Raw genomic sequence first — 24083 nt, 5'->3', positions numbered from 1 at the left:
TCAGGCTCCTTCCGGCATCGCGCGCGCAGCGGCCTGAGCGACCGATACCGTGCGCCGTTCGATGCGCTTCTCGATGTCCGACCCGACTTCCACGATGCGGTGCACGTAGATGCCGGGGAGATGGATGCTGTCGGCCCCGAGTTCGCCCGGTTCCACGAGCTGCTCGACCTGGGCGATGCAGACGCGCCCCGCCATCGCGGCGAGCGGGTTGAAATTGCGAGCGGCCTTGTTGAAGACCAGATTGCCGTGGCGGTCGCCCTTGAGCGCGTGGACGAGGGCGTAGTCGGTGACGATCGCCTCCTCCAGCACGTAGTCGCGCGGGGCGCCCGACACGTCGAAGCTCCGCACGTCTTTGACGGGGGAAGCGACCGCGACGCTGCCGTCCGCGGCGTAGCGGCGCGGCAGTCCGCCCTCGGCGACCTGCGTGCCGACACCGGTCTGCGTGTAGAACGCGGCGATGCCCGAGCCGCCGGCACGGAGCTTCTCGGCGAGCGTGCCCTGCGGCGTCAGCTCGAGCTCGAGCTCGCCCGAGAGGAACTGCCGCTCGAACTCCTTGTTCTCGCCGACATAGGACGAGGTCATCTTGCGGATCCGCTTGGCGTTCAGCAGGATGCCGAGTCCCCAGTCGTCGACGCCGCAGTTGTTGCTGACGATGCTGAGGTCGCTCGTGCCCTGCGCCAGCAGCGCCTCGATGAGTGCGATGGGGTTGCCGGAGAGCCCGAACCCTCCCACCGCGAGGGACGCGCCGTCGGGGATGTCGGCGACAGCCTCGGCCGCCGAACCCCAGGTCTTGTCGATCATTGTGCTCCTTTGCATTCCGGTCGCTCGATGTCCATCCTGCGGCTCCGCGAGCGACCGCACCACCTCCCTGCTTGCCATGTGGCCGCCCTGCCCCGTAGCGTCCATATTGTGGACACCACCTCGAAGCGCAGTGTTCCCGGAGCCCAGTCGGTCGCTCGCGCTGCCCAGCTCCTGCGCCTGGTGACGTCAGGAGGAGACAACGGGATGCCGGTGGCCGAACTCGCCCGCCGCGCCGGCCTCACGCGCCCTACGACGCACCGCCTGCTCACCGCGCTGCGCCACGAAGGCCTGGTCGATCAGGATGAGCGAACCGGACGATGGATGCCGGGACCCGAGCTGTATCTGATGGGCACAGTCGCGGCATCCCGATACGACATCACCGCTGTCGCGCGCGACATCGTGCGCTCGCTGGCCGTGCGCACCGAAGAGAGCGCGTTCCTCTCGGTCCGCCGGGGCGACGAGACGGTGTGCCTGCTGCGCGAGGAGGGGAGCTTTCCGATCCGCTCATTCGTGCTCTCGGAGGGCGTGCGGTTCCCGCTCGGCGTCGCCTCGGCCGGTCTCGCGATCCTGTCCTTCCTGCCGCCCCACGATGTGGACGCCTACTTCGAGCGTCACCCCGGGCTCCCGCTCGAATGGGGTGTCGCGCACAGCGAGCAGCGCCTGCGGACGCGCCTGCGCGACACGCAGGAGCGCGGCTACGCCGTGAACCCCGGGCTCATCGTCGAGGGCTCCTACGGCATCGGCGCCGCGGTCTTCACGCGCGAGGGCCACCCGCAGTGGGCGCTGAGCCTCACCGGCGTCGAGTTCCGCTTCGGTCCGGACCGCCTCCCCGAGCTCGGCCGCACCCTACTGGCCCACGCACACCAGCTCACCACCCGCATCGCCGCCTCCCGGTGACGCCCTTCAACGCGAGCGCGTTGTTCCGCCTGCGCCACGTCGATGATTCAGGAAACCCGGCGCCGAAAGGCGCTCCGCACTGCCGTCCGACGGCGCGGTTCCTGAATGATTGACGCATGAGCCATCACACGCGAGCGGCGAGCTCTTCGCGGACAGCCGCCGCGACCACGTCGGCACCGGCGGGAGACATGACGATCGTGTAGTGGTTGAAGCCCTCGACCCGCTCGTGCTCGACCCCGGAGTACACCGTGAGCAGCCGGTCGAGGTGCTCCGGGGCATAGAGGCCGGGGGGCTCGTTCTGCAGGCCGCGCGGCACGGTGATGAGGCGGGTCGGATGCTGCAGCCCGGCCAGCGCTGCCGGCAGCGACGTGCCCGCGTTCAGGTCGACGGTGTCGTCCGCGGTCGTCGCGTAACTGGTCGCCGGGCGGAAGGCACCGGCGCCGTCGTCGACCAGGTCGTACGCGAGGTAGCGCTCGAGTTCGGGCGTCCACACGCCGGTGAACGCCGGATGCTGCCGCCAGAAGTCGAGATACTCATCCGTGCCCGCGAACCTCATCGACAGACGCGCCGCCGTGGGGCCGAGAATGCCCGCGACGAGCTCGTCGGTGCTGAGCCCAGCCGGGACATCGAGCGGCAGCCCGCCGTCGATGAGCAGCAGCCGCGAGACGCGCTCGGGGTACAGGTGCGCGAACACGACGGACACGAACCCGCCCATCGAGTGCCCGACGACGACCGTGCGCTCGATTCCGAGCGCGTCCAGCAGCGCCGCGAGGTCTGCTGCGTGAGCGGCCATCCCCGCGGCACCCTCGATGCCGTTGCTGCGTCCGCGTCCTCGCAGGTCGGGCGCGACGACGCGGACTCCCGGCAGGCGGTCCACGACGAACGGCCACGCCAGGTGCGACGCCGTGACGCCGTGCACCAGCAGCACGGTGGGGGCGTCGGCTGCAGCATCCGCGGGCTCCCACACGCCGGCGCGGAGCGCGCCGCCGTCGACGGGGACGTCGATCGTCCGATAGGCGTGGCTCATCGCGCGGTCCATCCGCCGTCCATCGTGTACGAGGCGCCCGTGACCATGCCGGCCTTGTCCGACACGAGCCACCCCGCGAGTGAGGCGACCTCGTCGGCCTCGACGAGCCGCTTCACGGCGCTCTCGGTGAGCATGATCTTCTCGACGACCTCGCTCTCGGGGATGCCGTGGACCTTGGCCTGAGCTGCGATCTGCTTCTCGACGAGGGGGGTCCGCACGTAGGCAGGGTTGATGCAGTTGCTCGTCACGCCGTGCGGCGCGCCCTCGAGCGCCGTCACCTTCGACAGCCCCTCGAGACCGTGCTTGGCCGAGACGTACGCCGACTTGAACGCGCTCGCCCGCAGTCCGTGTGCGCTCGAGATGTTGACGACGCGCCCCCACCCGCGCTCGTACATCGCCGGCAGCGCCGCGCGGATGAGGAGGAACGGCGACTCGAGCATGAGCCGCACGATGAGCCGGAACGCGTCCGGATCGAACTCGGCGATCGGTGCGACGCGCTGGATCCCGGCGTTGTTCACGAGGATGTCGACGTCGAGCGTCAGGACGTCGAGCGCGGCGGTGTCGGCGAGGTCGACGGTCCAGGACTCGCCGCCGACGGCGGTGGCGGCATCCGACGCGGCATCTGCGTTCAGGTCCGCGATGACGACGTGCGCGCCGCGCGCGGCGAATTCGTGGGCGCAGGCGAGGCCGATGCCGCTCGCCCCGCCGGTGACCAGCGCGCGCTTGCCCGCGAGATCCTTCTCCACCGTCACTCCGTCTCTCCCGCTCGCGGCGCGAGCGCGTTGTCGATGAACCGGGTCATGCCGGCAAACACCACCGGGTCGAGCTGTGCGGGCGGCTTGCCGTCGGCGTCGCGCTCCCAGAGCAGGAATCGCATGCCGATGAGCTCGCCCATGCCCATGAGGGCCCATGCCGTCGTCTCGGGGTCCAGAGCCCGGTCGACGTCACCGGCCGCCTGCGCGGCGCGCAGTCCGGCCTCGTAGCCCTCGACGATGCGCGTGTAATGCGTGCGCAGCACCTCGGGCGAGACGAATTCGGCCTCCCGCACGACGCGGTACAGCGCCGGGTGCGCCGCCGTGAACCGGAAGAACCCGGCGAACCCCGCGCGCTCCGCCTCGAGGCGACCGGAGGCTCCGGCCATCGCCTCCGACATCGAATGGCGCACGCGACGGTTGAGGTCGAGCACGAGTGCCTCGAAGATCGTCTGCTTGCTGTCGAAGTAGAGGTAGAACGTGCCGAGGCCGATCCCTGCTCGTTCGGTGATCTTGACGATGGATGCCTCGTGGTAGCCCTGCTCGGCGAACACGAGCTCGGCCGCCTCGAGCAGGCGGCGCCTCGTCGCCTCGCCCCGTTTGGTGAGCGGGCGGCCCGTGGCGGACGACACCAGCTCTTCTTCCTGGTCGACGAGTTCGTCGGACATGCTCATCGGGATTCCCCCTTCGTACGCTCGCGCACCACTACGGGTGCGCGCTCCCCAGCACGATCTTCCTGGTCCGCGCGCGGTTCGACCAGCAGCATCGCCTCGTCGCGGAGACGGGATCGTGCGAGCTTCTCGATCGTCGACCGCGGCAGCGTGTCGACGAACTCCACATGGACCGGGACCTTGAAGGCCGCAAGGTTGCGCCGCGCGTGCGCGAGCACTTCGTCTGCCGAGAGCGCGGCTCCCCCGGCGGGCACGACGAACGCGACCCCGCGCTCGCCCCACACCGCGTCCGGCACGCCCACGACGGCGGCCGCCTCCACCAGCGGGTGCAGGCAGAGGGCGTACTCGACCTCCGCCGGGGCGACGTTCTCGCCGCCCGAGATGAAGATGTCCTTGAGTCGGTCGACGATTCGGTACACGCCGGACGCGTCGCGCGATGCGAGATCGCCGGTGCGCAGCCACTCGCCGCTCATCGCGCGGGCGGTCGCGTCGTCGTCGCCGAGGTAGCCGGCGAAGACGCTCGGACCACGCACCCACAGCTCGCCGGTGGCTTCGCCCTCCAGCGCGAGCCGCGTCGCCGGGTCGACGATGCGCACCGACACGTGCGGGTAGGGCCGGCCGACGGCGCCCGGCGCCTCGGCCGCTTCCGCGACCGGCAGATGCAGCACGTTGGGCGCCGCCTCGGTGAGCCCGTAGCCCTGCGTCAGTGGCACGCCCCGCTCCGTCCACGCCTCCTGCAGTGACGCCGGCATCGTCGCGCCGCCGACCAGGGCGAGGCGAAGGGATGAGGCATCCGTCTGCCGCCACTCGCGGTCTCCCGCGAGCAGCGCGTACTGCGTCGGCACACCCATCATCGCGGTGACCTGCCTGTCCGCGATCAGCTGCAGCACGCGCGCCGGCTGGAACGAGCGCTCGAGCACGACGGTCGCGCCGACCCACCACGCCAGGAGCGGCTGGCAGTTCCACGCGGCGACATGGAATTGCGGGAGCATCGCGAGCACGACGTCGTCCTGCGTGAGCGGCAGCGCCTGCGCGAGGGCGAGATTGTTCCAGAAGCAGTTGGCATGCGTCAGCACGACGCCCTTCGGCGCCGCCTCGCTGCCCGACGTGAAGATGACGAGCAGGGGGTCGTCGTCGCGCACGGGCCGGCGCGGCACAGGGTTCGCTGCGCGGGGAACGGATGCCTCCACCCCTGTGGTACCGAGCGCCGCGACGCGCGGCATCCCGTCCGCGAGACGCAGCGCCTCGCCGGCGAGCGCTGCGTGCTCGTCCTCGATCAGCACCAGAGCCGGAGCGGACCGGGTGAGCACGTCGGCGAGCTCGCGCGGCGTGAGCCGCCACGACAGCGGCACGAAGGCGATGCCCGCGATCGCGCACGCGAAGAACGCCACGACGTGGTCGGTGGAGTTGCCCGACACCGTCGCCACGCGGTCGCCGGGCCCGTAGCCCGCCTGCCGCAGCGCCTCGGCCAGTTCCGTCGCGCGGGCCGCCAGCGTCGCATAGTCCGCCGTCACGCCGCGGTCGTCGATGGCGATGCGCTCGGGCGAGCGCGTCGCGCGGTCGACGATCCACCGGCCGATGGTGTGCGGTCCGTCGTCGAGATCGGGGTCGGCGGTCCAGGTCATGCGCGCACCTCAGCCGGCGCGTCGGCCGTCTCGGGTGCCTGCTCGGCGTCGTCGAGCTGTCGCAGCGTCCCGCGCACCTTCTCGCCGCGGCGGCGGCGGACGGCGGTGTCGAGCGTGCCCGCGATACCGCCGGGGAGGAACATCACCACGATGATGAAGAGGACTCCGAGAAGGAAGAGCGGCTCCGACAGCGGAATCCGCAGCACGTCGGGAAGCCCGGCGACGGCGTCGGAGCCGGCGAGCACCGTGAGTCGCTGATCGAGCAGCGTGTAGAGCACACCGCCCACGATGGCACCCCAGCGGAACCCGACGCCACCCAGCACCACCATCACCAGGACGGTGATCGTGAGGTCGGCCGACACGGACCGCGGGACGGTCCCCGACTGCAGCAGCATGTACGCCACGCCGGCGAGGCTTGCGAGCCCGGCGGCGATCACGAACACGATCAGCCGGACGCGGTACGGCGAAAGACCGAGCACGCGCACGCGCTGCTCGTTCTCGCGCGTCGCGCGGGCGAGGTGCCCGAGGCGCGAGGTGTCGACCCACAGGACGACGAGGTAGACGATCACCAGAACGGCGAGCGTGAACCAGTACAGGTTGCGCGTGTTCACGACCCCGATGAGGAAGTCGGGCACCTGCGCGGTGTTGAGGCTCAGCCCCTCCTCGCCGCCGGTCACCTGAGAGTTGCGGCGCACCAGCACGGAGCCTGCCTGCGCGAACGCCAGCGTCACCATCGCGAACGGGATGCCCGAGACCCGCATCGACACGGCGCCGGTGACGAGGGCGATCACCATGCCGCCGACGAGGGCGATGAAGACGCCCGGCCACAGCGGCACGCCGAAGTGCTCGAGGGCGATGCCCAGCCCGTACGCGCCGGCGCCGAAGTAGAGGGCGTGGCCGAAGGACAGCATCCCGCCGGATCCGAGCAGCAGGTTGTACGACAGCGCGAGCGCCGCGAACACCATGCACAGCGAGAGCAGCGCAAGCGTTCCCGGCATGTACGTCGGTGTGGGCAGGATGCCCGGGAGCGAGAGGTTGAGCAGCGGCAGCGCCGCCATGAACGCGACGAGCACGACGCCGACAACGGCGGGAATGACGCGACGGATGCTGCGCTCCGAGGCGGCGCCCGGCCCCTGAGCCTGCCGAAGGGTCATGCCTTCCTCCCGAGGAGTCCGGTCGGGCGCACCAGCAGCACGAGGGCGAGCAGGATGACGACGATGAAGTCGCCGGTGCCGCCGAGGTAGAAGTTGGCGAACTGCTGCAGCACCGCGACGAGCACGGATGCGACGGCCGCGCCGGTGAGCGAGCCGAGGCCGCCGACGACGGTGACGATGAACGCGAAGATGAGGAGCGTCTGCCCGAGGTGCGCCGACACGAAGGTCGAATAGTGCATCGCCAGCACACCGCCGATTCCCGCAGCCGCGCCGCCGATCGCGAAGACCAGGGTGAACGAGCGCCGCACGTCGATACCGAGCGCCGTCACCATCGAGCGGTTCTCGACGCCTGCCCGGATGATCATTCCGTAGCGCGTCTTCTGGAGGAACAGCACGAGCGCGGCGAGCACGAGCACCGCGGCGATCATCAGCACCCAGTAGGTGTTCGGGATGCGGGCGCCGAGCACGTCCGTCGTCTGCGTGAGCCACGGGGGTCCGCCGATGTGGATGGGGTCGGTGCCCCAGATCCCCTCGAACAGCGCGACGGCGGCGAACGACAGGCCGACCGTCACCAGCACCTGCTCGATGTGCCGCTCGTACAGCGGGCGGATGAGCACGAGCTCGGTGAGCGTCGCGAACACGGCCCCCACGCCCGCGCCGACGAGGACGGACAGCAGGAACGATCCCCAGGATTCGGTGCCGAGCGCCTGGGCGACCATGAAGCCCATGAACGCGCTCAAGGTGAGGAACGCGCCGTGCGCGAAGTTGAGCACGTGCATGAGTCCGTAGATGAGGCTCAGCCCGCTGGCGACGAGGAAGTAGAGGGCGCCGAGGCCGACGCCGGTGATGAGGGTGAGGACGAGGGTGCTCATGCAGCGTGCTCCACGTGGACGCCGAGGAGGCGGCGGGTGAGGTCCTCGTCGTCGAGGATGTCGCGCGCCTTGCCGGCGTGCGCGACGCGTCCGCCGGCGATGACCACGGCGTCGTCGGCCAGGCGGCGCACGACCTCGAGATTCTGCTCGACGAGGAGGATCGGAACGGACTTCGACGCCTCCTGGAGGGCGTCGGCGACCTCGGTGACGATCTTCGGGGCGAGGCCCTTGGTGGGCTCGTCGACGAGCAGCAGCCGGTTGTCGTTGAGCAGCGCCCGCGCGACCGACACCATCTGCTGCTGGCCGCCGGAGAGCGTGCCGGCCTGCTGGTCGCGACGGGCGACGAGGTCGGGGAAGAGCTGCGCCACGAACTCGTGTCGCGGGTTGCGCTGCCGCTCCGCGAGCGCAAGGTTCTCGGCGACGGTGAGCTTCGAGAAGACCTCGCGGTCCTCAGGGACGTACCCGACGCCGCGTCGCACGATGCGGTGCGTCGGCAGACCGTCGATGCGCTCGCCGGCGAGCGTCACCTCGCCGCGACGCGAGATGAGCCCGAGGATGCCGCGGAGCGACGAGGTCTTGCCGACGCCGTTGCGGCCGAGCACCGCCGTGATGCCGGTGGCGGGCACATCGAACGAGACGTCCTCCACGACCTGCTGACCCCCGATGGTGCAGCGAAGGTTCCGAACGGTGAGAATGGGGGCGCTGGCGGCGCCGCCCCCGGCATCGATGCCGCTCATGCCGCCTCCCCCGCCGACCCGGTGCCGAGGTACGCGCTCTGCACAAGAGGGTTCTCCATGATCCGCTGCGGCGTGTCGTAGGCGATGATCGTGCCGAAGTACATGACTGCGACCTTCTCGACGAGCCCCATGAGCACGTCGATGTGGTGCTCCACCATCAGCAGGGTGCAGCCCTTCTCGCGCTGCATCTGTCGGATGTTCTCGACGAGCCCGGCGACGTCGCCCGAGGCGACGCCCGCCATGGGCTCGTCGAGCAGCACGATGCTCGCCTCGGTGGCCAGCAGGACTGCGATCTCGAGTTTGCGCTTGTCGCCGTGCGAGATGTCACCCGCGAGCGCGTCACGCTTGTGACTGAGCCCGACGGCCTCGAGCTTCTCGAGCGCGACCTCGGTGGCAGCATCCGTCCGCTTCGGGAAGTGCAGGAGCGAGCCCGAGCCGCCGAGCGACACCTGGGCAGCCAGCCGCACGTTCTCGAGCACCGAGAGCTTCGGGAAGAGGCTCGAGGTCTGGAAGGTGCGCCCCAGTCCCGCCCGCGCCCGCGCGGGCACCGACGCCGTCGTGATGTCCCGGTCGTCCAGCACGACGCGGCCGGCGGTCGGCTTCATGAGCCCGGAGATCACGTTGAACAGCGTGGTCTTGCCGGCGCCGTTCGGACCGATGACTCCCACGAGAGAGCCGGCGGCGACGTCGAGCTCGACGTCCTTGAGGATCGTCGCGCCACCGATCTGCAGGCCGAGGCCCTCGATCTTCAGCGGAGATCCCCGGCGCGCGGACTCCGCGACGGATGCGGACGGGACTGTGGTGCTCATCGCTTCGCGAAGCCCCTGATCACTCGGCTTCGGCGGGAGCGACGTCGTCGGCCGAGACCGTGTCGACGAGTTCGGGCACGAAGGTGCCCCCGTCGGCGACGAGCTTCACCTGGTACATCTCCTGGATGAGAGCGTGGTCGCTCTCGCGCACCGTCATCGTGCCCTTCGGCCCCTCGAACTCGAAGCCCTCGAGCGCCGAGACCATCGCGTCGACGTCGCCCTGGCCCTCCTGGATCGCGTGGACGATCATGATCGCCGCGTTGAAACCGTCGGGGCTGAACAGGTCGGGCGTGCCCCCGGCCTCTTCGATCGCCTCGACCATGGCGGTGTTGACGTCGTTGTCGGGAGCCTCGGGGAAGTAATGGTTGAGGAAGTTGATTTTCTCGGATGCCTCGCCGTACGCGCCGAACGTCGCCGCGTCGCCGAGACCGGTCACCACCGGGATCTCGTCGAGCACGCCCTGCTGGCTCATCGCCTGCCACATGGCGCCCGACGTCGCGCCGGCCCAGGCCACGAAGACGAGGTCGGGAGCGCCCGCGAGCACCTGCTGCGCGAACGGCGTGAACTCGGTGACATCTTCGGCGACCAGTACCGGCGTCACGGTGGCGCCCGCGCCGCCGAGGATCGCCTGAACCGCCGCGACGTTGCCCTGACCGAACGCGTTGTCCTGCGCGAAGACGGCGACCGTCTTGCCCTCGAGGTCGTCGAGGAACGTGCCCGCGGTAGCGACGTCCTGCGCGCTCTGACGGCCCGAGCGGAAGGTGTAGTCGTTGATGCCGGTGATCGCGTCGGCGGCGGCGGGGCCGGAGATGTAGAGCACCTTGTTCTGCTCGGCCTGCTCGGCGACGGCCAGCGCCACGCCCGACGAGGCGGTGCCGGCGATGATGTCGACGCCCTCGCCGATGAGCTCCTTGACGGCGGTGACGGCCTTGTCGGGATCGCCCGCGTCGTCGCGATACTCGACGGTGATCGCTGTGCCGTCGATCTCGCCGGTGCCGTCGGTGGCGTAGTCGAGCCCTGCCTTGAACGCGTCGAGGTATTGCTTGCCGTAGCCGGCGAGCGGACCGGACTCGCTGGTGACGACGCCGACGGTCACCTCGGACGGTCCGCCGTCGGTCGCCTCGCCCGACGGCGTCTCGGTGGTCGGCGCGCAGGCCGCCAGGGCGAGCGCTGCCGTGACGACCACGGAGCCCAGGAGCAACTTCTTCGTAACCCGCATGTGCGTGCCTTTCCCCATTGGAAGGATCTGGTGCGTGAACCGGTGCTTCGATCTCAAACATGAGATCCGATTCAGGTTCTTGCAATCTACGAAGCCCAAGCGCGGAGGTCAAGTCGGGAGGCATTCGCCCCCGCCCTCGTTACCGAATCGCGACGAAGACGCGAATCGGTCACCCGCATCATGGCGCTCGAGATTGCCGACGCCCCTGCCCTGCACGGCGGCGACGCTCAGGATCCTGCGCAACCAGGACGCGCTGCGCATCGAACGCGCGCAATGCTGCCGGGGTGCGGGGTCCGCGTCGGAGTCAGCTGACGACGTCCTTGAACCTGTAGTACGCGCCGGCGACGGGCAGGAACCAGGGCGGTCCGAAGTGCCCGGGAATGCGACGGAACTCGAAGTCGCGCCAGATGTTCGCCTCCGGATCGCCGGACATGTACGCGGCCATCTGGCGTCCCATGTACGTGGCCATCTGCACGCCGTGTCCGGCGTACCCCATCGAGTAGTGGACGCCGTCGCGCTGGCCGGCGTGCACCATGCGGTCCATGCTCATGTCGACCAGGCCCCCCCAGCAGTAGTCGATCCTCGCGTCGGCCAGCTGCGGGAACGTCCGCACCATGGCATCCCGCAGGATGCGGCCGCTCTTTGCATCGGAGTGCGGATTCGACATCGCGAACCGTGCCCTGCCGCCGAAGAGCAGGCGGTTGTCGGGCGTGATCCGGAAGTAGTTGAGGAGGTTCATGGAGTTCGAGGCCATCCTGCGCGTGGGCAGCAGGTCGTCGCACACGGCTGCGTCCAGCGGCTGGGTGGCGATGATGAAGCTGCCGACGGGAGCGATGCGAACCTGCTGCCAGCGGAAGGGCCGGCGGGTGTAAGCGCCGGTCGCGAGGAGGACCTGGTCGGCCTGGATCCGCCCTCGCGCGGTCACGAGCTCATGGCGCGACCCGCGCCGAGTCAGCTCCAGCACCGGCGCGTTCTCGTGGATGGTGACGCCCGCGCGTTCAGCCGCTTCACCCAGACCGCGGATGTACCTGCCGACGTGGAGGCCGGCGCTCTTGGAGTCGACCATCCCGCCGTGATACTCATCCGAGCCGATCTCCTGATGCAGTTCGCCCTTGGGCACCAGCCGCGTGTCCACCCCGAGGCGGTCGGTCAGCAGCTCGACGGTCTTCTCGAATCCTTCGTAGTGCGCGGGCTTCGACGCGAGGATCAGCTTGCCGGGGCGAGCGAAGGCACAGTCGATGCCTTCCTCGGTGACGAGCTTCTCGATGAGGTCGACAGCGTCGCCGTACCTGCGGTACAAGGAGGCCGCCCTGTCGAATCCGAGCCGCTCCACAGCGGCGCGGATGCCGATCGACATCCCGGTGGTCGCCATGCCTCCGTTGCGCCCGGATGCGCCGAATCCCACGGTGTGCTGTTCGAACAGATGGACGTTCGCGCCGCCTCGAGCGAGGTGCAGGGCCGCGACGACCCCGGTGAGGCCTCCCCCGATGACGGCCACGTCGGTGCGCCCTGCCACCGTGGTCTGCGATCGCTGCGAATGACCCGCGGGAGCGGTGTCGAGCCAGTAGGACGTGAACTTCATCGGTTACTCCTCACGTTGGCCCCGGGCCGGCGACGGCACTGGAGCAACAAAGATTGTTGACAGTTGACGATCCTACACGTATTGTCGACAATCGACCAGAGCGGAACACTCCGCTTCGACCCAACCACGTGGGAGGAATTCATGGGATTCGACACCATGCCGCGATTCGTGACGTTCGACATGAACGGCACGCTCATCCGGTTTCGCATCAACGATGCCATCCGCGAGGTGCTCGGCGATCGACTGCCGGCCGAGATCGCCGACGAGTACCTGCGGATGTGCAAGGCCTACCGGATCGACGAGTGCACGGGCGACTACCAGCCCTTCCACCGGATCGTCGCCCGTTCGATGGAACGCGCCTCGCGCAGGGTCGGCCTCGAGTTCCGCGAGAGCGACGCGCAGGCCGTCTACGAGACGGTCCCCACATGGGGTCCGTACCCCGGCGTCACCGAGGCGCTCAACCGCCTGGCCGAGGCGGTCCCGCTGGTGATCATCACCAACAGCGACACCGCGCACGCCGTTCGTCTCGCCGAGAACCTCCAGGCGCCGTTCGAGGTTGTCATCAGCGCCGAGGAGATGGGCGTATACAAGCCACGCCTCCGTGCCTTCGAGTACCTGTTCGAGCGGCTGGACGCGACGCCGGACGAGCTCGTGCACGTTTCCGCGAGCCCCATGTACGACCATCGCCCCGCGGCGGTGATGGGCATCGAGCGCAAGGTGTACATGGACCGCGGGTTCGAGCACGACGAGCACTGGCTCGGCTACGAGCGGATCACCGACGTCGCCGATCTGCCCGTCCTCTTCGGCCTGCCGCGTCCCTGACTGCATCCTGAGATTCCCCGAGGGCTGCAGTATGGATCCCACGTTCGAATGGCACGAGAAGCGCACGACCACGCCTGATGGCGTCTACCGCGTCCTGCGTGCCGCCATCCTCGATGGGCACGTGCCACCCGGCGGGCAGCTGCGAGAAGCGCACATCGCGTCGGATCTCGGGATCAGTCGGTCCCCCCTCAGGGAGGCGCTCACGAAACTCGAGGAGGAAGGGCTCGTCGTGAGGATACCCTTCCGCGGAGCGTTCGTCGTGGAGGTGAGCGCGCGGGATGTCGCCGAGATCGCCTCGATCCGGCTCCGGGTCGAGCCCTTCGCCGGGGAACTCGCGATGGACGCGCTGCGCGGCCGGCATCGGCCGACGTTGATGCGGACCATCGAGGACCTCCGCAGGGCCGCCCAGGATGACGACGTCCCGGCCAGCATCGATGCGCACCTCCGCTTGCACCGACTCTTCTACGACCACTCGGGCAACCGCATCCTGCAGGACCTGTGGAACGGGTGGGAGAGCAAGCTACGCCTCTATTTCGCGGTCGATCATCGCTCCTACCGCGACGCACACGACATCGCCCGCGAGCACGAAGGACTGGTCGCCTGCGTGCTCGGTGGGGACATCGACGGGTTCCGCCGGGAGGTGGCCCGCCACTTCCCCCATGCGCTCGGCCCCGGTGCCGTCGCTCGGGATCTCGACTCGATCAGCCCCGGCATCGGCGGGCTCGACTCGCCGAGCTCACCACCCGACCGCCACCTCGACACGGAGTCACAGAAGAGATGACCCCAACGCGCCATCAGACCGATTCCGCAGTGCGGCGGCTCGAGGCCCTCGGCCTCGAACTGCCGCCGGTGCGGCCGAGTTCGAAGTACGACAACCACCGCAGGGTCGATTCCAGCATCCACGTCGCAGGGCAACTGCCGTTCAAGGACGACGAGCTTCTCGGTCAAGGTGTTTTGGGGCGGGACGTCGACCTCGACACCGGTCGTGAGCTTGCCCGCCATGCCGCCCTCAACGCGCTCGCCGTCGCCGCGGAGGCTCTCGGCGACCTCGACCGGGTCCGGATCGTGCAGATGCTCGTCTTCGTGGCGAGCACGCCCGAGTTCGGCCTGCAGTCGAAGGTCGCCGACGCCGCCAGCGACCTTCTCCTCGACGTGCTGCAAGAGAACGGTCGGCACGCTCGCACCGCGATCGGCGTCGCGAGTCTGCCGCTCAACACACCGGTCGAGATCCAGATGATCTGCACGGCCGCGTAGGGCCGCGCTGATCGCGAGACCCGAACCCGACGATTGCGAGGCACCATGCACCGATTCCAACGAGTACTCGACCGGCTGGGAGATCGGTTGGACACCCCCGCGCCGATCGTGCTGGCCGACGTCATGCAGCGCAACATCGACCGCATGCAAGGCTTCGCGCGAGAGCACGGTCTGAAGTTGCGGCCACACGTCAAGACGCACAAGTGCATCGAAGTGGGACGTCGACAGGTCGAGGCGGGCGCCGTCGGCATCACAGCGGGCAACGTCGGCGAGGCAGAGGTGTTCGCACGGTCGGGATTCGACGACATCTTCCTCGCCTACCCGGTCTGGCCCTCGCGTGCAAAGGGCGACCGCATCCGCCGGCTGGCGCAGGACACATCGCTGCGCGTAGGCGTGGACAACCTCGCCGCGATCGGCGCCCTCGCCGACGTCATGGGCGGGGACGCCGACCGGCTTCAGGTGCTGGTCGAGATCGACTGCGGTGCCCGTCGATCCGGAGCACCGCCCGAGGCGGCGGGCGACCTTGCACGTGCCGCCCGCGATCGCGGGCTGGTGCCCGTCGGGGTCTATACGTATCCGGGACACGGCAGCGCCGGGCCGGGTTCCCGCGAACCGGCAGCACACGACCAGGAGGCCGCCCTGACCGCCGCCGTGCGCAGCGTGGAGCGCGCCGGAGTCACCGCCGAGGTGGTCAGCGCAGGCTCGACGCCGACGGTCGCATTCTCGACCGGCAGCGTGATCACCGAGATCCGACCCGGCGAGTACGTCTTCTGCGACCTGAACAACCTCCGCCTCGGGGCGTGCCAGGAGGACTGGATCGCGCTGTTCGTCGCCGCGACCGCGGTCAGCGACCAGGTGCCCGGGCAGGTGATCGTCGACGTCGGCACCAAGGCCCTGGGCCGCGAGGGCGACGCCGAACGAGGGTACGGCGGCATCGCCGGGAAGCACGCGATCCTCACCAAGCTCAACGAGTACCACGGGTTCGCGGCACTGCCCGGCGGCGAGTCACGCCCGAGCGTCGGCACCGTGATCCCGGTGGTCCCGAACCACGTCTGCCCGGTCGTGAACAACTTCGAGGAGCTGGTCGTGACGGACACCGAAGGGACGATGCTGGAGCGATGGCCGGTCGCCGCGCGTGGGCTGCTCGGCGGACTGGCCGGAGACCTCGCCCGCAAGACCGACGTCCGACCCACGGGGAGATGATGAGATGAGACTTGAGAACGCGACCGCCCTGGTCACCGGTGCCGGCAGCGGAATCGGAGCAGCGGTGTGCTCCCACTTCCGGCGGGAGGGCGCGCGCCTGATGCTCACCGGTCGTCGGGAGCATCTGGATATCGCTCAGCCCGATGACGTCTACGTCCCTGGCGACCTCAACGACGAGGCCTTCGTCGCCGGCCTGGCGGACCACGCCGCCGACACCTTCGGTGCCGTGGACGTCGTCGTGCTCAACCACGGCCTCCAGGCCAGCAGCCCGCTCACCGAGATGGCCGCGGACGACGCGAAGAACGTGCTGCACAGCAACCTGCTCAGCGCATTCCTCGTGTTGAAGCACTTCGCACCGCTGATGCCCGCGACCGGGGGTTCGTTCGTGTGCGTGAGCTCACGGCTCGGCATGGTCGGCATGCCCGGTGAAGTGCTCTACTCGGCGGCGAAGGGCGGCCTGATCATGCTCGCAAAGGGTGCGGCGATCGAGTGGGCCCCACGCAACATCCGCGTCAACGTGGTCGCGCCGGGCCTCACCGCGACGCCGATCATCGAATCGTCGTTCCAGCGCAGGTCCGACCCCGAGGCGTACCGCCGTCAGCGTGAGAGCCAGATCCCGCTCCAGCGACTCGCGTCGCCGTCGGAGATCGCCGACGCCGTCCTGTTCCTCGCGTCGTCGGAGTCGTCGTACATCACGGGTGCGGTCCTCCCCGTCGACGGCGGCTACACCGCCGCCTGACGCCGACAGCACCGGCGCGGCAAGGACTCGCCTCCGTACCCGACGAGGCCACGCCACGGTCGCCGGCATCGGTTTCGTCCGGCTCGAACGAACCGGACGATCCGGTGGCCACCCGTCGGAACGCGGACCATCGGGTCGCGTCAGAGCGCCTCGAGGAACGCCTGATCGACCGCGCGTACGCGGCCTGCACACCGCCGACGCGCACCGACGGAGCGCGCGGCCGAGGAACGTGGTGTCGCCACGGAAGAGGGGCCCGCGCTCTGCGGCCCGAACCCTGACGATCCCTGCAGCAGAAGTCGGATCTCGAAGAGGCTCCGTCCGGGCAGCATGGCCAACTCGAGGAGCGCATCGTCCTGCGCGAGAACGATCCCGGCTACGCCCTGTGGCGCTTCGGGGAGCTGGGACAGTACGTCGACGTACGGGACCGACGCCCGGTGCCGACATCTTCGCGCTCTACTCCATCGCTGCCAGGACTCCCCGCCGGATCAGCGCAGCCATCGCGCACCGGCGACAGGGTCTCGCGGCTAGGATCGATCCTTCCGATCCAGTGCTCTCAGGCGGAACGCCCCACGGCCGTGAGCCGAACAGAGGCTCCGCGTTCCGGCCGCCTCAGAGACCGAGGAGCTTGTTCAGCTCCTCCAGCGACTGCACGTTGGTGTAGTCGTATCCCCCGGTGATCGGGTCGCAGCCGCGATCCAGCAGTACGAGATTCCGGAAGCCCATGTCGTGCATCGGCATCAGGTCGTACCGCGTGTGCGACGAGACATGCAGGAAGTCCTCCGGCCGGGCGTTCAGCGTGTCGAGCATGTACTCGAAGGCCTGGTACCGCGGCTTGTAGGCCCGGGCCTGCTCAGCGGTGTAGACGGCGTGGAAGTCGGCTCCGAGCCTAGGAACGCTGATGTCCAGGAAGCTGTCGTCGGCGTTCGACAGGATCACGAGCTGGTAGTTCTCGCCCATGCGCTTGAGCGGAACGGGCACGTCGTCGTGGGCACCCCCACTGCGCACCGCCTCAGCCAACGCCGCGCCGGCGCCCGGGGTCGGGTCCAGGCCCCAGAACCGGCAGACGCGGTCGAAGGAGTCCTGGAGGATCTGCTCGTAGGGCCTGTAGTCGCCGGTGACCTCGTCGAACCGATACCCGCGGAACACTTTCTTGAACGCTGGCCATTGGTCTTCGGGCAGGCGCCCGTCGAGCAGTCGACGCGTGGTGGGATCGGTATTCCAGTTGATCAACGTGCCGTAGCAGTCGAAGGAGACGTACTTCGGTCGGAAGTTCGTGGTCGTCATCATTTCTGTCCTTTCAATTGGGGTTGCGCCTGCTGGGGCTCGGGTTCGGCGCTGCGCTCAGCTCAGTGCCAACGACGTGAGTCGCGCGTCGGGTCCGAGGAACCTGGCGGGGTTCATGAACTCGACGTCGGTGGCCGTCGTGCCCGTGAGCACGAGGTCGGTAGCGATGGCACCGAGTGCGGAGGCCATCTTGAAGCCGTGGCCGGAGAACCCGGCTGCCGCGACGACGCCGTCCATTCCAGGCACCGTTCCGAACAGCCCGGTCGCGTCCGGCGAGTGCCCATCGGCGCAGGTGGCGACGCGGACCGGGTCGGGGATGAGCCCTGGAAGGAACTCCCGGACCCAGGCCCGGATGGAGTCCAGGAAGCCCGGATCCCAGGTGGGCGGCGTCTCCATCGACACCGCTTCGTCCATGTAGACGCTCCCCACGACCTTCATCGTCCAACCGTCTGCGGTCGGGAAGCCGTAGAACCTGGCCTGGTCCGGCCTGCCGTCCTCCTCGGCCCTCCTGAGGAAGACGGGCATGTGCGAGCGGAGCCGCGACGGGTCCACGGCGGGGAACCAAGTCAGGACCTGCGGCAGGACGGAGAGGTGCACACCGAGTTCCCTGCAGACCGCGCGGGCACCGTTGCCCGGCGAGATGACCACGCGAGAGGCGATGATCTCCTCATGATCCGTCCGGACGAGGTACCGGTCCCCGTACGCCTCGACGCTGTGCGCCGTGCGGCTCCCGAGGAATTCGGCGCCGAGCCGTGCGGCTTCCACGAGTGCGGCCGTCACGGCCCGCTCGGATCTGAGGTAACCGCCCCCGGGATCGAAGACCGTGACATCCGTGTCCCTGATCACTTGTTCGGGATACCGCGACCTTGCCTCATCACCCCTGAGCAGCTCGAACTCGAGCCCATGCTCCTGCGCGGCTGCGATCAGTGTCGCCAGCTTCGGATTGTGCTCGTCGTAAATCGTGACGGCGCCGTCGGTCTCGAGCAACCGGGTTCCGCTGGTCCGCTCGAGATCGCGCCACAGTTCCTCTGACCTCTGAAGGAGCGGCGTGTAGTGCGCGCCTTCCACGTAGACCTTCCGGAAGATGCGCGATTCCCCCCCATACGCGGAGAAGGGACCAGGGATCGAGAATCTGTCCACGCCGATGACTCGCAGGCCGCGGGACGCGAGCTGCCAACTCGCCATGCTTCCGATCGAGCCGACGCCGACGACCACGACATCTGTTTCGAGTGCCGTCATGTGCTTCCCTGCTTTCGCTGCTACTTGCACGCCATCGTCGGGTTCGAGTCACGGAACTCCTGGGGCGCCCGGTCAGTCGACCCTGCGCGCCGCCCGGGCAATGAGCCGCTCGCGCGGGCGGCGCCGGATCGCCAGGAGATTCCGTGTAGGGAGCCGAGTCGCCGCGAGCCCTCAGGGCTCGCGGCGACTCGGCTCAGCTTCTCAGAGCACCTTCTCCAGGAAGGCCTGCGTGCGGCTCTCCTTCGGGTTGGAGAGCACCTCGCGCGCATCACCACGCTCGACGATGAACCCCTCGTCCATGAACAGGAGGGAGTCCGCCACCTCACGCGCGAAGCCCATCTCATGGGTCACGACGACCATTGTCATCCCCCTCTTCGCGAGGTTCTGCATCACGACGAGGACTTCGCCGACCTTCTCGGGATCCAAGGCACTCGTGGGCTCATCGAACAGCATGATGCGCGGGTCCATCGCCAGCGAGCGGGCGATCGCGACGCGCTGCTGCTGACCTCCCGAGAGTTGAGCGGGGTAATAGTCCGCGAACCGCCTGAGCCCGACGCTGGTCAAGAGCTCCTCAGCACGCGCGGATGCTTCTTTCCTGTTGCCGTGCTTGACCAGAACCGGGCCCGCCATGACGTTGTCGCGGGCCGTCATATTCGGGAAGAGGTTGAACTGCTGGAAGACCATGCCGACCTTCGTGCGCTGCTCAGCGATCTTCTTCGGCGGCAGCGCGTGAAACGCGTTCTCGGTCTCGTAGTAGCCCAGGTGCTCGCCGTTCACCTTGAGGACTCCCCGGTTGACCGACTCCAGACCGTTCATGCATCGGAGCAGGGTGGACTTCCCCGATCCACTGGGTCCGATGATGCAGCAGATCTCACCCGAGGCGATCTCGAGGTCGATGTCATGGAGTACGGCCTTGGATCCGAAGGACTTCTGAACCCCTCGGGCGAAGATCGTTCCGTCGTCGCTCATCGTGAAACACCTTCCTGGTCGGTCAGGGTGACGGGTGCCGTGACGTCATCAGGCTCGGGCGGAACGACCTTCCTCGCCTTCCTGGGAATCACGGAGGAGGAGTGCGAGTACTTCTTCTCCAGCAGGGACTGCGGGTAGCTCAGGATGAGCGTCATCACCAGGTACCAGAGGCTGACGACGATGAGGAGAGGAATGGTCTGGTACGTGCGGGCGTAGATCAGCTGCGCGCTCTGGAGCAGCTCCGCAACCCCCAGGACGCTGACCAGGGACGTCTCCTTGAACATGCCGATCACCTGGTTGCCGGTGGCCGGGATGATCGACGGCATCGCCTGCGGGATGATGACCTTCCGCATCTTCGTGGCGCCGCTCATGCCCAGCGAGTCGGCCGCTTCGATCTGGCCCTTGCCGACCGACGTGAACCCGCCGCGGATGATCTCCGCCATGTAGGCCGCCTCGTTCAGCGTCAGGCCGATGATGGCGGCGGTGACCGGTGCCATCAGTGCGTTGACGTCGACTTCCTGCTGGAACTGCGTGAACGGGATCCCGATCGTGAGGTTGGGATACAGCGCGGCGATGTTGAACCAGAAGATGAGCTGGACGAGGACCGGCGTGCCGCGGAAGAACGTGATGTACACGGAGGCAATGGCGGCAACAGGCTTGATGCTCGACGACCGCATGATGGCGAGCCCCAAGCCCAGCAGCGTGCCGGCCACCATGCTGATCACCGTCAGCACGATGGTCATCAGCAGGCCGCGGAGGATGGTCTCCTCGGTGAAGTACTCCGCGACGACCGCCCACTGGAAGTTCGGATTGGTCGCCACTGAGTAGAGGATGCCCGCGGCGAAGAGGATCGAGACGATCCATGCCACGTACTCGAAGACACTCCGGCGCCGGATCCTCGGCTTGAGTGTCGCGTCGATCTGACGCATGAGGGTCTCACTTCCTTGGGAGGTCGGTGGGAGCACGAAGTACTCGTCAGTTGAGGGACGCGGTGTCAATGGCCGCCGCGGTGAGTCCCCACTTCTCGAGCGACTCTTCGTACTCGGGGCTGTCGAGGATCGACTGCACAGCGGCCAGGACGGCCGGCGTGAGCTCGGACCCCTTCTTCAGACCGACCGCCTGGGTGTGCGTCGTGCGTGTGTCGACCTGCGGTTCGAGGACCGTGAACGTGTTCGGCTGCTGCGTGGCAGCCCAGACGAGGGCTGGCGTGTCGTAGAAGACGCCGTCGACCCGCTTCGAGACCAGCTGGGTCAGCGCCTCCTGGACATTCGGCAGCGTGACGCCGTTGATGGCGGGCTTGCCCTTCGACTCACAGGTCCATTCGGAGATGTTCGGCAGATGCACCAGCTGCGCGTTCGATCCCTTGGTGACGGCGATGTTGCGGCCGCACATGTCGTCGTTGCTGATGTCGAGCGGGTTTCCGTGACTGACCGCCACCGACACGCCCACCGAGAGATAGTTGACCATGTCGAGCACCTCGAGTCGTTCGGGGGTTGGCGACATCGTCGTCACGGTGAAGTCGTAGCGACCGCCGTCGATACCGGGGATGATCGTGTCGAAGCCCGTGTTCTCGAACTTGAGGTCGAGGTCGAGCTTCTTGGCGATGAGGCGGGCGATGTCGGGATTGAGGCCGATGGGGGTGGCGTTGTCCTCCGCCAGGAACGTCGTCGGCGGATAGTGCAGATCCATGGCCACGGTGAGAGTGCCCTTCTCCTTCACGGATTCGGGCAGCAGCGCGATGGCCTCCTCGTCGGGCTTCACACCCTCGGAGATGTCGGTGGTGTCGGCCGTGATGGCCGTGTTCTTCTGCGAGCTGGCGTTCGCCCCTTCGCCCGAGGCGGCGCTGCAGGCTGTCAGCGCCAGCAGGACGGTGAGTCCGCCGGCAGCGACGATCTGTGCTCTGCTCTTGGCCCTCATGATGCTCTCCTTCATTGGCTTCAGCTGGCGCCCTCGCCCGCTGCGGATGAGTTCTTGTCTGCTATGGAACCACGTCAACTGCAGATTGTCGACAGTTGACTAAAAGATTCTTGACGCACTTTCGCTGGCTATTGTTGACAATCAACAACCGGTGGTTTCGGGTAGGAGCCGTTCTCTACAAGTGTTTCCCTCCATCCCGCCGAGCGCCAGTGACGAGCAGCACCGCACCGCGGCGTCGGCACCGCACAGGGCGAGCGACCGCATCCCGCAGCATCCATTTCGGGCTTGACGCGACGGGCGCAGGACGGCACCGTGGATATAGTCTCATTCTGAGATTGAGAGCATCAATGCTTGAGGCGTCAGCCTTCGAGCTCCGATCAGAAAGGCATCCCATGAGCACCCCGTCGTTCCGACCGAAGTACGTCTCCTTCGACTGCTATGGCACCCTCATCAGCTGGCCCATGACCCCGATCACCAAGGAGCTGGTGGGCGATCAGATTCCCCCCGAACAGTGGGATCAGTTCGTGGCGGAGTTCCGCGGCTACCGTTACGACCAGGTGTGCGGGGTGTACTACCCGTACGAGCAGGTGCTGCAGGACGCCTTCGACCGGGTCTGCCGCAAGTGGCAGATTGCGTCCAACCCGAACGCGGGAAAGCGGCTCGCCGACGGAGTGCGGAGCTGGGCGCCGCACCCCGACGTGGTCGAGCCTCTGAAGAAGATGAGCGAACACTACAAGCTGGTGATCCTGTCCAACGCCGACGATTCATTCCTCGAGGCGAGCGTGCCGCGGCTGGGTGCGGAATTCCACGCCGTCTACACCGCCGAGCAGGCGGGCTACTACAAACCCCGCTACGGGGCGTTCGAGTACATGCTCGATCAGCTGGACGCCAAGCCGGAGGACTTCGTGCACGTCTCGTCGCACACCCGGTATGACGCGATGCCGATGCACGACATGGGGTTCCGCAACCTTGTGCTGCTGGACCGCGGCTACGACCCGGTACCTCCGGGCTACGACCTGACGGTCGTCACGTCCCTCGACGAGCTCAACACGCTGCTCGGCATCTGAACCGTCGACGGGACAGCCAGGCATCCCTACCCCGGGATGTTCGGCCTTGCCGAGGAAGAGTGAAGGGACCTATTGATGACATCGACATTGGGTCCAGCAAACGTCAACTACCCCAACCGGTTCGACCCCGATGCGATGAGCGAGCTCCCCGAGCACCTCCGGGAGATCATCCAGCGCCGGAACAATGTGCTGGGTCCCGGCTACACGCTCATCTACAAGGAGCCGGTCGAGTTCGTCTCGGGTCACGGAGCCCACCTGGTGGACCGTGACGGCAACGACTACCTCGACGCGTACAACAACGTTCCATGCGTCGGGCACGCCCACCCGCATGTCGTCGATGCCGTCGCGCGGCAGATGGCGGCAGTCAACACCAACACCCGCTACGTCCAGGAGTCCCTGGTCGACTACGCGGAGCGACTGCTCGGGACCTTCCCGACGGAGCTTTCGAAACTCAGCTTGGCCTGCAGCGGGTCGGAGGCGAACGATCTCGCGGTTCGCGTGGCGAGATACCACACAGGCGGTGAGGGAATCATTGTGACTCGCTGGGCCTATCACGGCATCACCCGCGAAGTCGCGAGCTTCTCGCCGCATCTCGGCGCGGGGTCACCGTTGGGCCCGAACGTGCGGCTCATCGATCCTCCCGACCCGCGGCTCGTCCCGCCCGGGTCAACCCTGGCCGAGCATATGCGCAATCAAGTGCGCGACGCCGTCACTGACCTTGAGCGCCACGGCTACCGGCTCGCAGCGCTGATCACCGACTGCGCGCACACCAGCGACGGGATGTTCACGGACCCGGTCGGTTACCTCCAGGGAATGGCGGAGGAGGTACACGCAGCCGGCGGCGTCTACATCGCCGATGAGGTGCAGGCGGGATTCGCCCGGCTCGGAGAATCCATGTGGGGGTTCAGCCGCCACGGTGTTATCCCGGACATCGTGACCATGGGCAAGCCGATGGGGAACGGGCTTCCGCTCTCCGGCGTAGCCTTCCGTCCCGAGGTCGCCCATGAGTTCGGCCACAACGTTCGCTACTTCAACACCTTCGGCGGCAGTTCGATCCCGGTGGCCGCAGGCGCTGCAGTGCTGGACGTCCTCGAGGAGGAGAACGTGCAGCAACGCGTGCTCGAGTGCGGTACGGCACTGCGGACCGGACTCGAGGAGATCACCGAGGACTCCGCCTTCGTCGCCCAGGTCCGAGGCAGCGGCCTGTTCATCGGTGTGGAGATCGTGAGGGATCGGGCGACGCTCGAGCCCGACCGTGCCCGCACCGAAGATGTCATCAACGACCTCAGGGATCGTCGGATCCTCATCAACGGCACGGGCAAATCGGCGAACGTTCTGAAGATCCGGCCTCCCCTGGCCTTCACCTCCGGCGACGTGACCCGATTCCTGGAGACCTTCGCCGAAGTGGCGAAGGTTCGGCTGTAGCGGTCGAGCGAGGAGACT

At 68.0% G+C, this 24083-nt stretch carries 24 protein-coding genes; 8 read left to right on the top strand and 16 right to left on the bottom strand.

The window, feature by feature from the left end:
* Positions 1–801 (bottom strand): CoA transferase subunit A, encoded by an 801-nt coding sequence (locus MRBLWH7_RS02240; RefSeq protein WP_341998752.1) that lies wholly within the window; start codon positions 799–801, stop codon positions 1–3.
* A 108-nt stretch (positions 802–909) separates the two neighbouring features.
* On the opposite strand from MRBLWH7_RS02240, the gene MRBLWH7_RS02235 reads away from it, so the two are divergent.
* A complete protein-coding gene (locus MRBLWH7_RS02235) occupies positions 910–1698 on the top strand; it encodes an IclR family transcriptional regulator (protein ID WP_341998750.1) in 789 nt (262 codons plus the stop codon).
* 124 nt (positions 1699–1822) lie between these two features.
* Here MRBLWH7_RS02235 and MRBLWH7_RS02230 read toward each other — a convergent pair whose 3' ends face one another.
* The 10 genes from MRBLWH7_RS02230 to MRBLWH7_RS02185 form a co-directional block, all read right to left on the bottom strand.
* Entirely contained in the window at positions 1823–2725 is a 903-nt protein-coding gene (locus tag MRBLWH7_RS02230; RefSeq protein WP_341998748.1) for an alpha/beta hydrolase, read from the bottom strand.
* Positions 2722–3477 carry a 3-hydroxybutyrate dehydrogenase gene (locus MRBLWH7_RS02225; RefSeq protein WP_341998746.1) on the bottom strand — a complete coding sequence of 252 codons (756 nt, stop codon included), beginning with the start codon at positions 3475–3477 and terminating at the stop codon, positions 2722–2724. Before MRBLWH7_RS02225 ends, MRBLWH7_RS02230 begins: the two co-directional genes overlap by 4 nt.
* Entirely contained in the window at positions 3474–4145 is a 672-nt protein-coding gene (locus tag MRBLWH7_RS02220) for a TetR/AcrR family transcriptional regulator (RefSeq protein ID WP_342001871.1), read from the bottom strand. Before MRBLWH7_RS02220 ends, MRBLWH7_RS02225 begins: the two co-directional genes overlap by 4 nt.
* A gap of 2 nt (positions 4146–4147) precedes the next feature.
* Entirely contained in the window at positions 4148–5773 is a 1626-nt protein-coding gene (locus MRBLWH7_RS02215) for an AMP-binding protein (RefSeq protein WP_341998744.1), read from the bottom strand.
* Positions 5770–6831 (bottom strand): branched-chain amino acid ABC transporter permease, encoded by a 1062-nt coding sequence (locus tag MRBLWH7_RS02210; RefSeq protein ID WP_342001869.1) that lies wholly within the window; start codon positions 6829–6831, stop codon positions 5770–5772. Before MRBLWH7_RS02210 ends, MRBLWH7_RS02215 begins: the two co-directional genes overlap by 4 nt.
* A 92-nt stretch (positions 6832–6923) precedes the next feature.
* Positions 6924–7799 (bottom strand): branched-chain amino acid ABC transporter permease, encoded by an 876-nt coding sequence (locus MRBLWH7_RS02205; protein ID WP_341998742.1) that lies wholly within the window; start codon positions 7797–7799, stop codon positions 6924–6926.
* Positions 7796–8536 carry an ABC transporter ATP-binding protein gene (locus tag MRBLWH7_RS02200; protein ID WP_341998740.1) on the bottom strand — a complete coding sequence of 247 codons (741 nt, stop codon included), beginning with the start codon at positions 8534–8536 and terminating at the stop codon, positions 7796–7798. The genes MRBLWH7_RS02205 and MRBLWH7_RS02200 overlap by 4 nt, the downstream gene beginning before the upstream one ends.
* Positions 8533–9345 carry an ABC transporter ATP-binding protein gene (locus tag MRBLWH7_RS02195; RefSeq protein WP_341998738.1) on the bottom strand — a complete coding sequence of 271 codons (813 nt, stop codon included), beginning with the start codon at positions 9343–9345 and terminating at the stop codon, positions 8533–8535. Before MRBLWH7_RS02195 ends, MRBLWH7_RS02200 begins: the two co-directional genes overlap by 4 nt.
* Before the next feature lie 19 nt (positions 9346–9364).
* A complete protein-coding gene (locus tag MRBLWH7_RS02190; RefSeq protein ID WP_341998736.1) occupies positions 9365–10564 on the bottom strand; it encodes a substrate-binding domain-containing protein in 1200 nt (399 codons plus the stop codon).
* 304 nt (positions 10565–10868) lie between these two features.
* Complete coding sequence (locus tag MRBLWH7_RS02185) at positions 10869–12146, bottom strand: FAD-binding oxidoreductase (RefSeq protein ID WP_341998734.1); 1278 nt, start codon at positions 12144–12146, stop codon at positions 10869–10871.
* 141 nt (positions 12147–12287) lie between these two features.
* Between MRBLWH7_RS02185 and MRBLWH7_RS02180 the strand changes: the two genes are divergently transcribed.
* The 5 genes from MRBLWH7_RS02180 to MRBLWH7_RS02160 all read left to right on the top strand — a co-directional run bounded on the left by MRBLWH7_RS02180 (position 12288) and on the right by MRBLWH7_RS02160 (position 16164).
* Complete coding sequence (locus MRBLWH7_RS02180; protein WP_341998733.1) at positions 12288–12968, top strand: haloacid dehalogenase type II; 681 nt, start codon at positions 12288–12290, stop codon at positions 12966–12968.
* 31 nt (positions 12969–12999) lie between these two features.
* Complete coding sequence (locus tag MRBLWH7_RS02175) at positions 13000–13749, top strand: GntR family transcriptional regulator (RefSeq protein WP_341998732.1); 750 nt, start codon at positions 13000–13002, stop codon at positions 13747–13749.
* Positions 13746–14222: a RidA family protein gene (locus tag MRBLWH7_RS02170; protein WP_341998730.1), complete on the top strand. Its 477-nt coding sequence runs from the start codon at positions 13746–13748 to the stop codon at positions 14220–14222. Before MRBLWH7_RS02175 ends, MRBLWH7_RS02170 begins: the two co-directional genes overlap by 4 nt.
* An 87-nt stretch (positions 14223–14309) precedes the next feature.
* Positions 14310–15425 carry an alanine racemase gene (locus tag MRBLWH7_RS02165; RefSeq protein WP_341998728.1) on the top strand — a complete coding sequence of 372 codons (1116 nt, stop codon included), beginning with the start codon at positions 14310–14312 and terminating at the stop codon, positions 15423–15425.
* Between the two features lie 4 nt (positions 15426–15429).
* On the top strand, positions 15430–16164 hold the full coding sequence (locus MRBLWH7_RS02160; RefSeq protein ID WP_341998726.1) for an SDR family NAD(P)-dependent oxidoreductase: 735 nt from the start codon (positions 15430–15432) through the stop codon (positions 16162–16164).
* A 609-nt stretch (positions 16165–16773) separates the two neighbouring features.
* On the opposite strand, the gene MRBLWH7_RS02155 is transcribed toward MRBLWH7_RS02160, so the two are convergent.
* The 5 genes from MRBLWH7_RS02155 to MRBLWH7_RS02135 all read right to left on the bottom strand — a co-directional run bounded on the left by MRBLWH7_RS02155 (position 16774) and on the right by MRBLWH7_RS02135 (position 21573).
* Positions 16774–17448 (bottom strand): haloacid dehalogenase type II, encoded by a 675-nt coding sequence (locus MRBLWH7_RS02155; protein ID WP_341998723.1) that lies wholly within the window; start codon positions 17446–17448, stop codon positions 16774–16776.
* Between the two features lie 57 nt (positions 17449–17505).
* Positions 17506–18687: an N-methyl-L-tryptophan oxidase gene (gene solA / locus MRBLWH7_RS02150; RefSeq protein ID WP_341998721.1), complete on the bottom strand. Its 1182-nt coding sequence runs from the start codon at positions 18685–18687 to the stop codon at positions 17506–17508.
* Between the two features lie 201 nt (positions 18688–18888).
* Positions 18889–19656 carry an amino acid ABC transporter ATP-binding protein gene (locus tag MRBLWH7_RS02145; RefSeq protein ID WP_341998719.1) on the bottom strand — a complete coding sequence of 256 codons (768 nt, stop codon included), beginning with the start codon at positions 19654–19656 and terminating at the stop codon, positions 18889–18891.
* Positions 19653–20585, bottom strand: coding sequence for an amino acid ABC transporter permease (locus MRBLWH7_RS02140; protein ID WP_341998716.1), 933 nt, complete (start codon positions 20583–20585; stop codon positions 19653–19655). Before MRBLWH7_RS02140 ends, MRBLWH7_RS02145 begins: the two co-directional genes overlap by 4 nt.
* Positions 20586–20631: 46 nt before the next feature.
* A complete protein-coding gene (locus MRBLWH7_RS02135) occupies positions 20632–21573 on the bottom strand; it encodes an ABC transporter substrate-binding protein (protein ID WP_341998713.1) in 942 nt (313 codons plus the stop codon).
* Positions 21574–21965: 392 nt separating this feature from the next.
* On the opposite strand from MRBLWH7_RS02135, the gene MRBLWH7_RS02130 reads away from it, so the two are divergent.
* The gene (locus MRBLWH7_RS02130) at positions 21966–22640 is read left to right on the top strand and encodes a haloacid dehalogenase type II (RefSeq protein ID WP_341998711.1); all 675 of its coding nucleotides are present in this window, start codon (positions 21966–21968) and stop codon (positions 22638–22640) included.
* A 135-nt stretch (positions 22641–22775) separates the two neighbouring features.
* Complete coding sequence (locus tag MRBLWH7_RS02125; RefSeq protein WP_341998709.1) at positions 22776–24065, top strand: aspartate aminotransferase family protein; 1290 nt, start codon at positions 22776–22778, stop codon at positions 24063–24065.
* Positions 24066–24083: the final 18 nt, after the last annotated feature.

Source organism: Microbacterium sp. LWH7-1.2, assembly GCF_038397755.1.
Classification (GTDB): Bacteria; Actinomycetota; Actinomycetes; order Actinomycetales; family Microbacteriaceae; genus Microbacterium.
The sequence above is the reverse complement of the archived record's forward strand: the minus strand, read 5'-3'. Positions and strand labels throughout refer to the sequence as shown.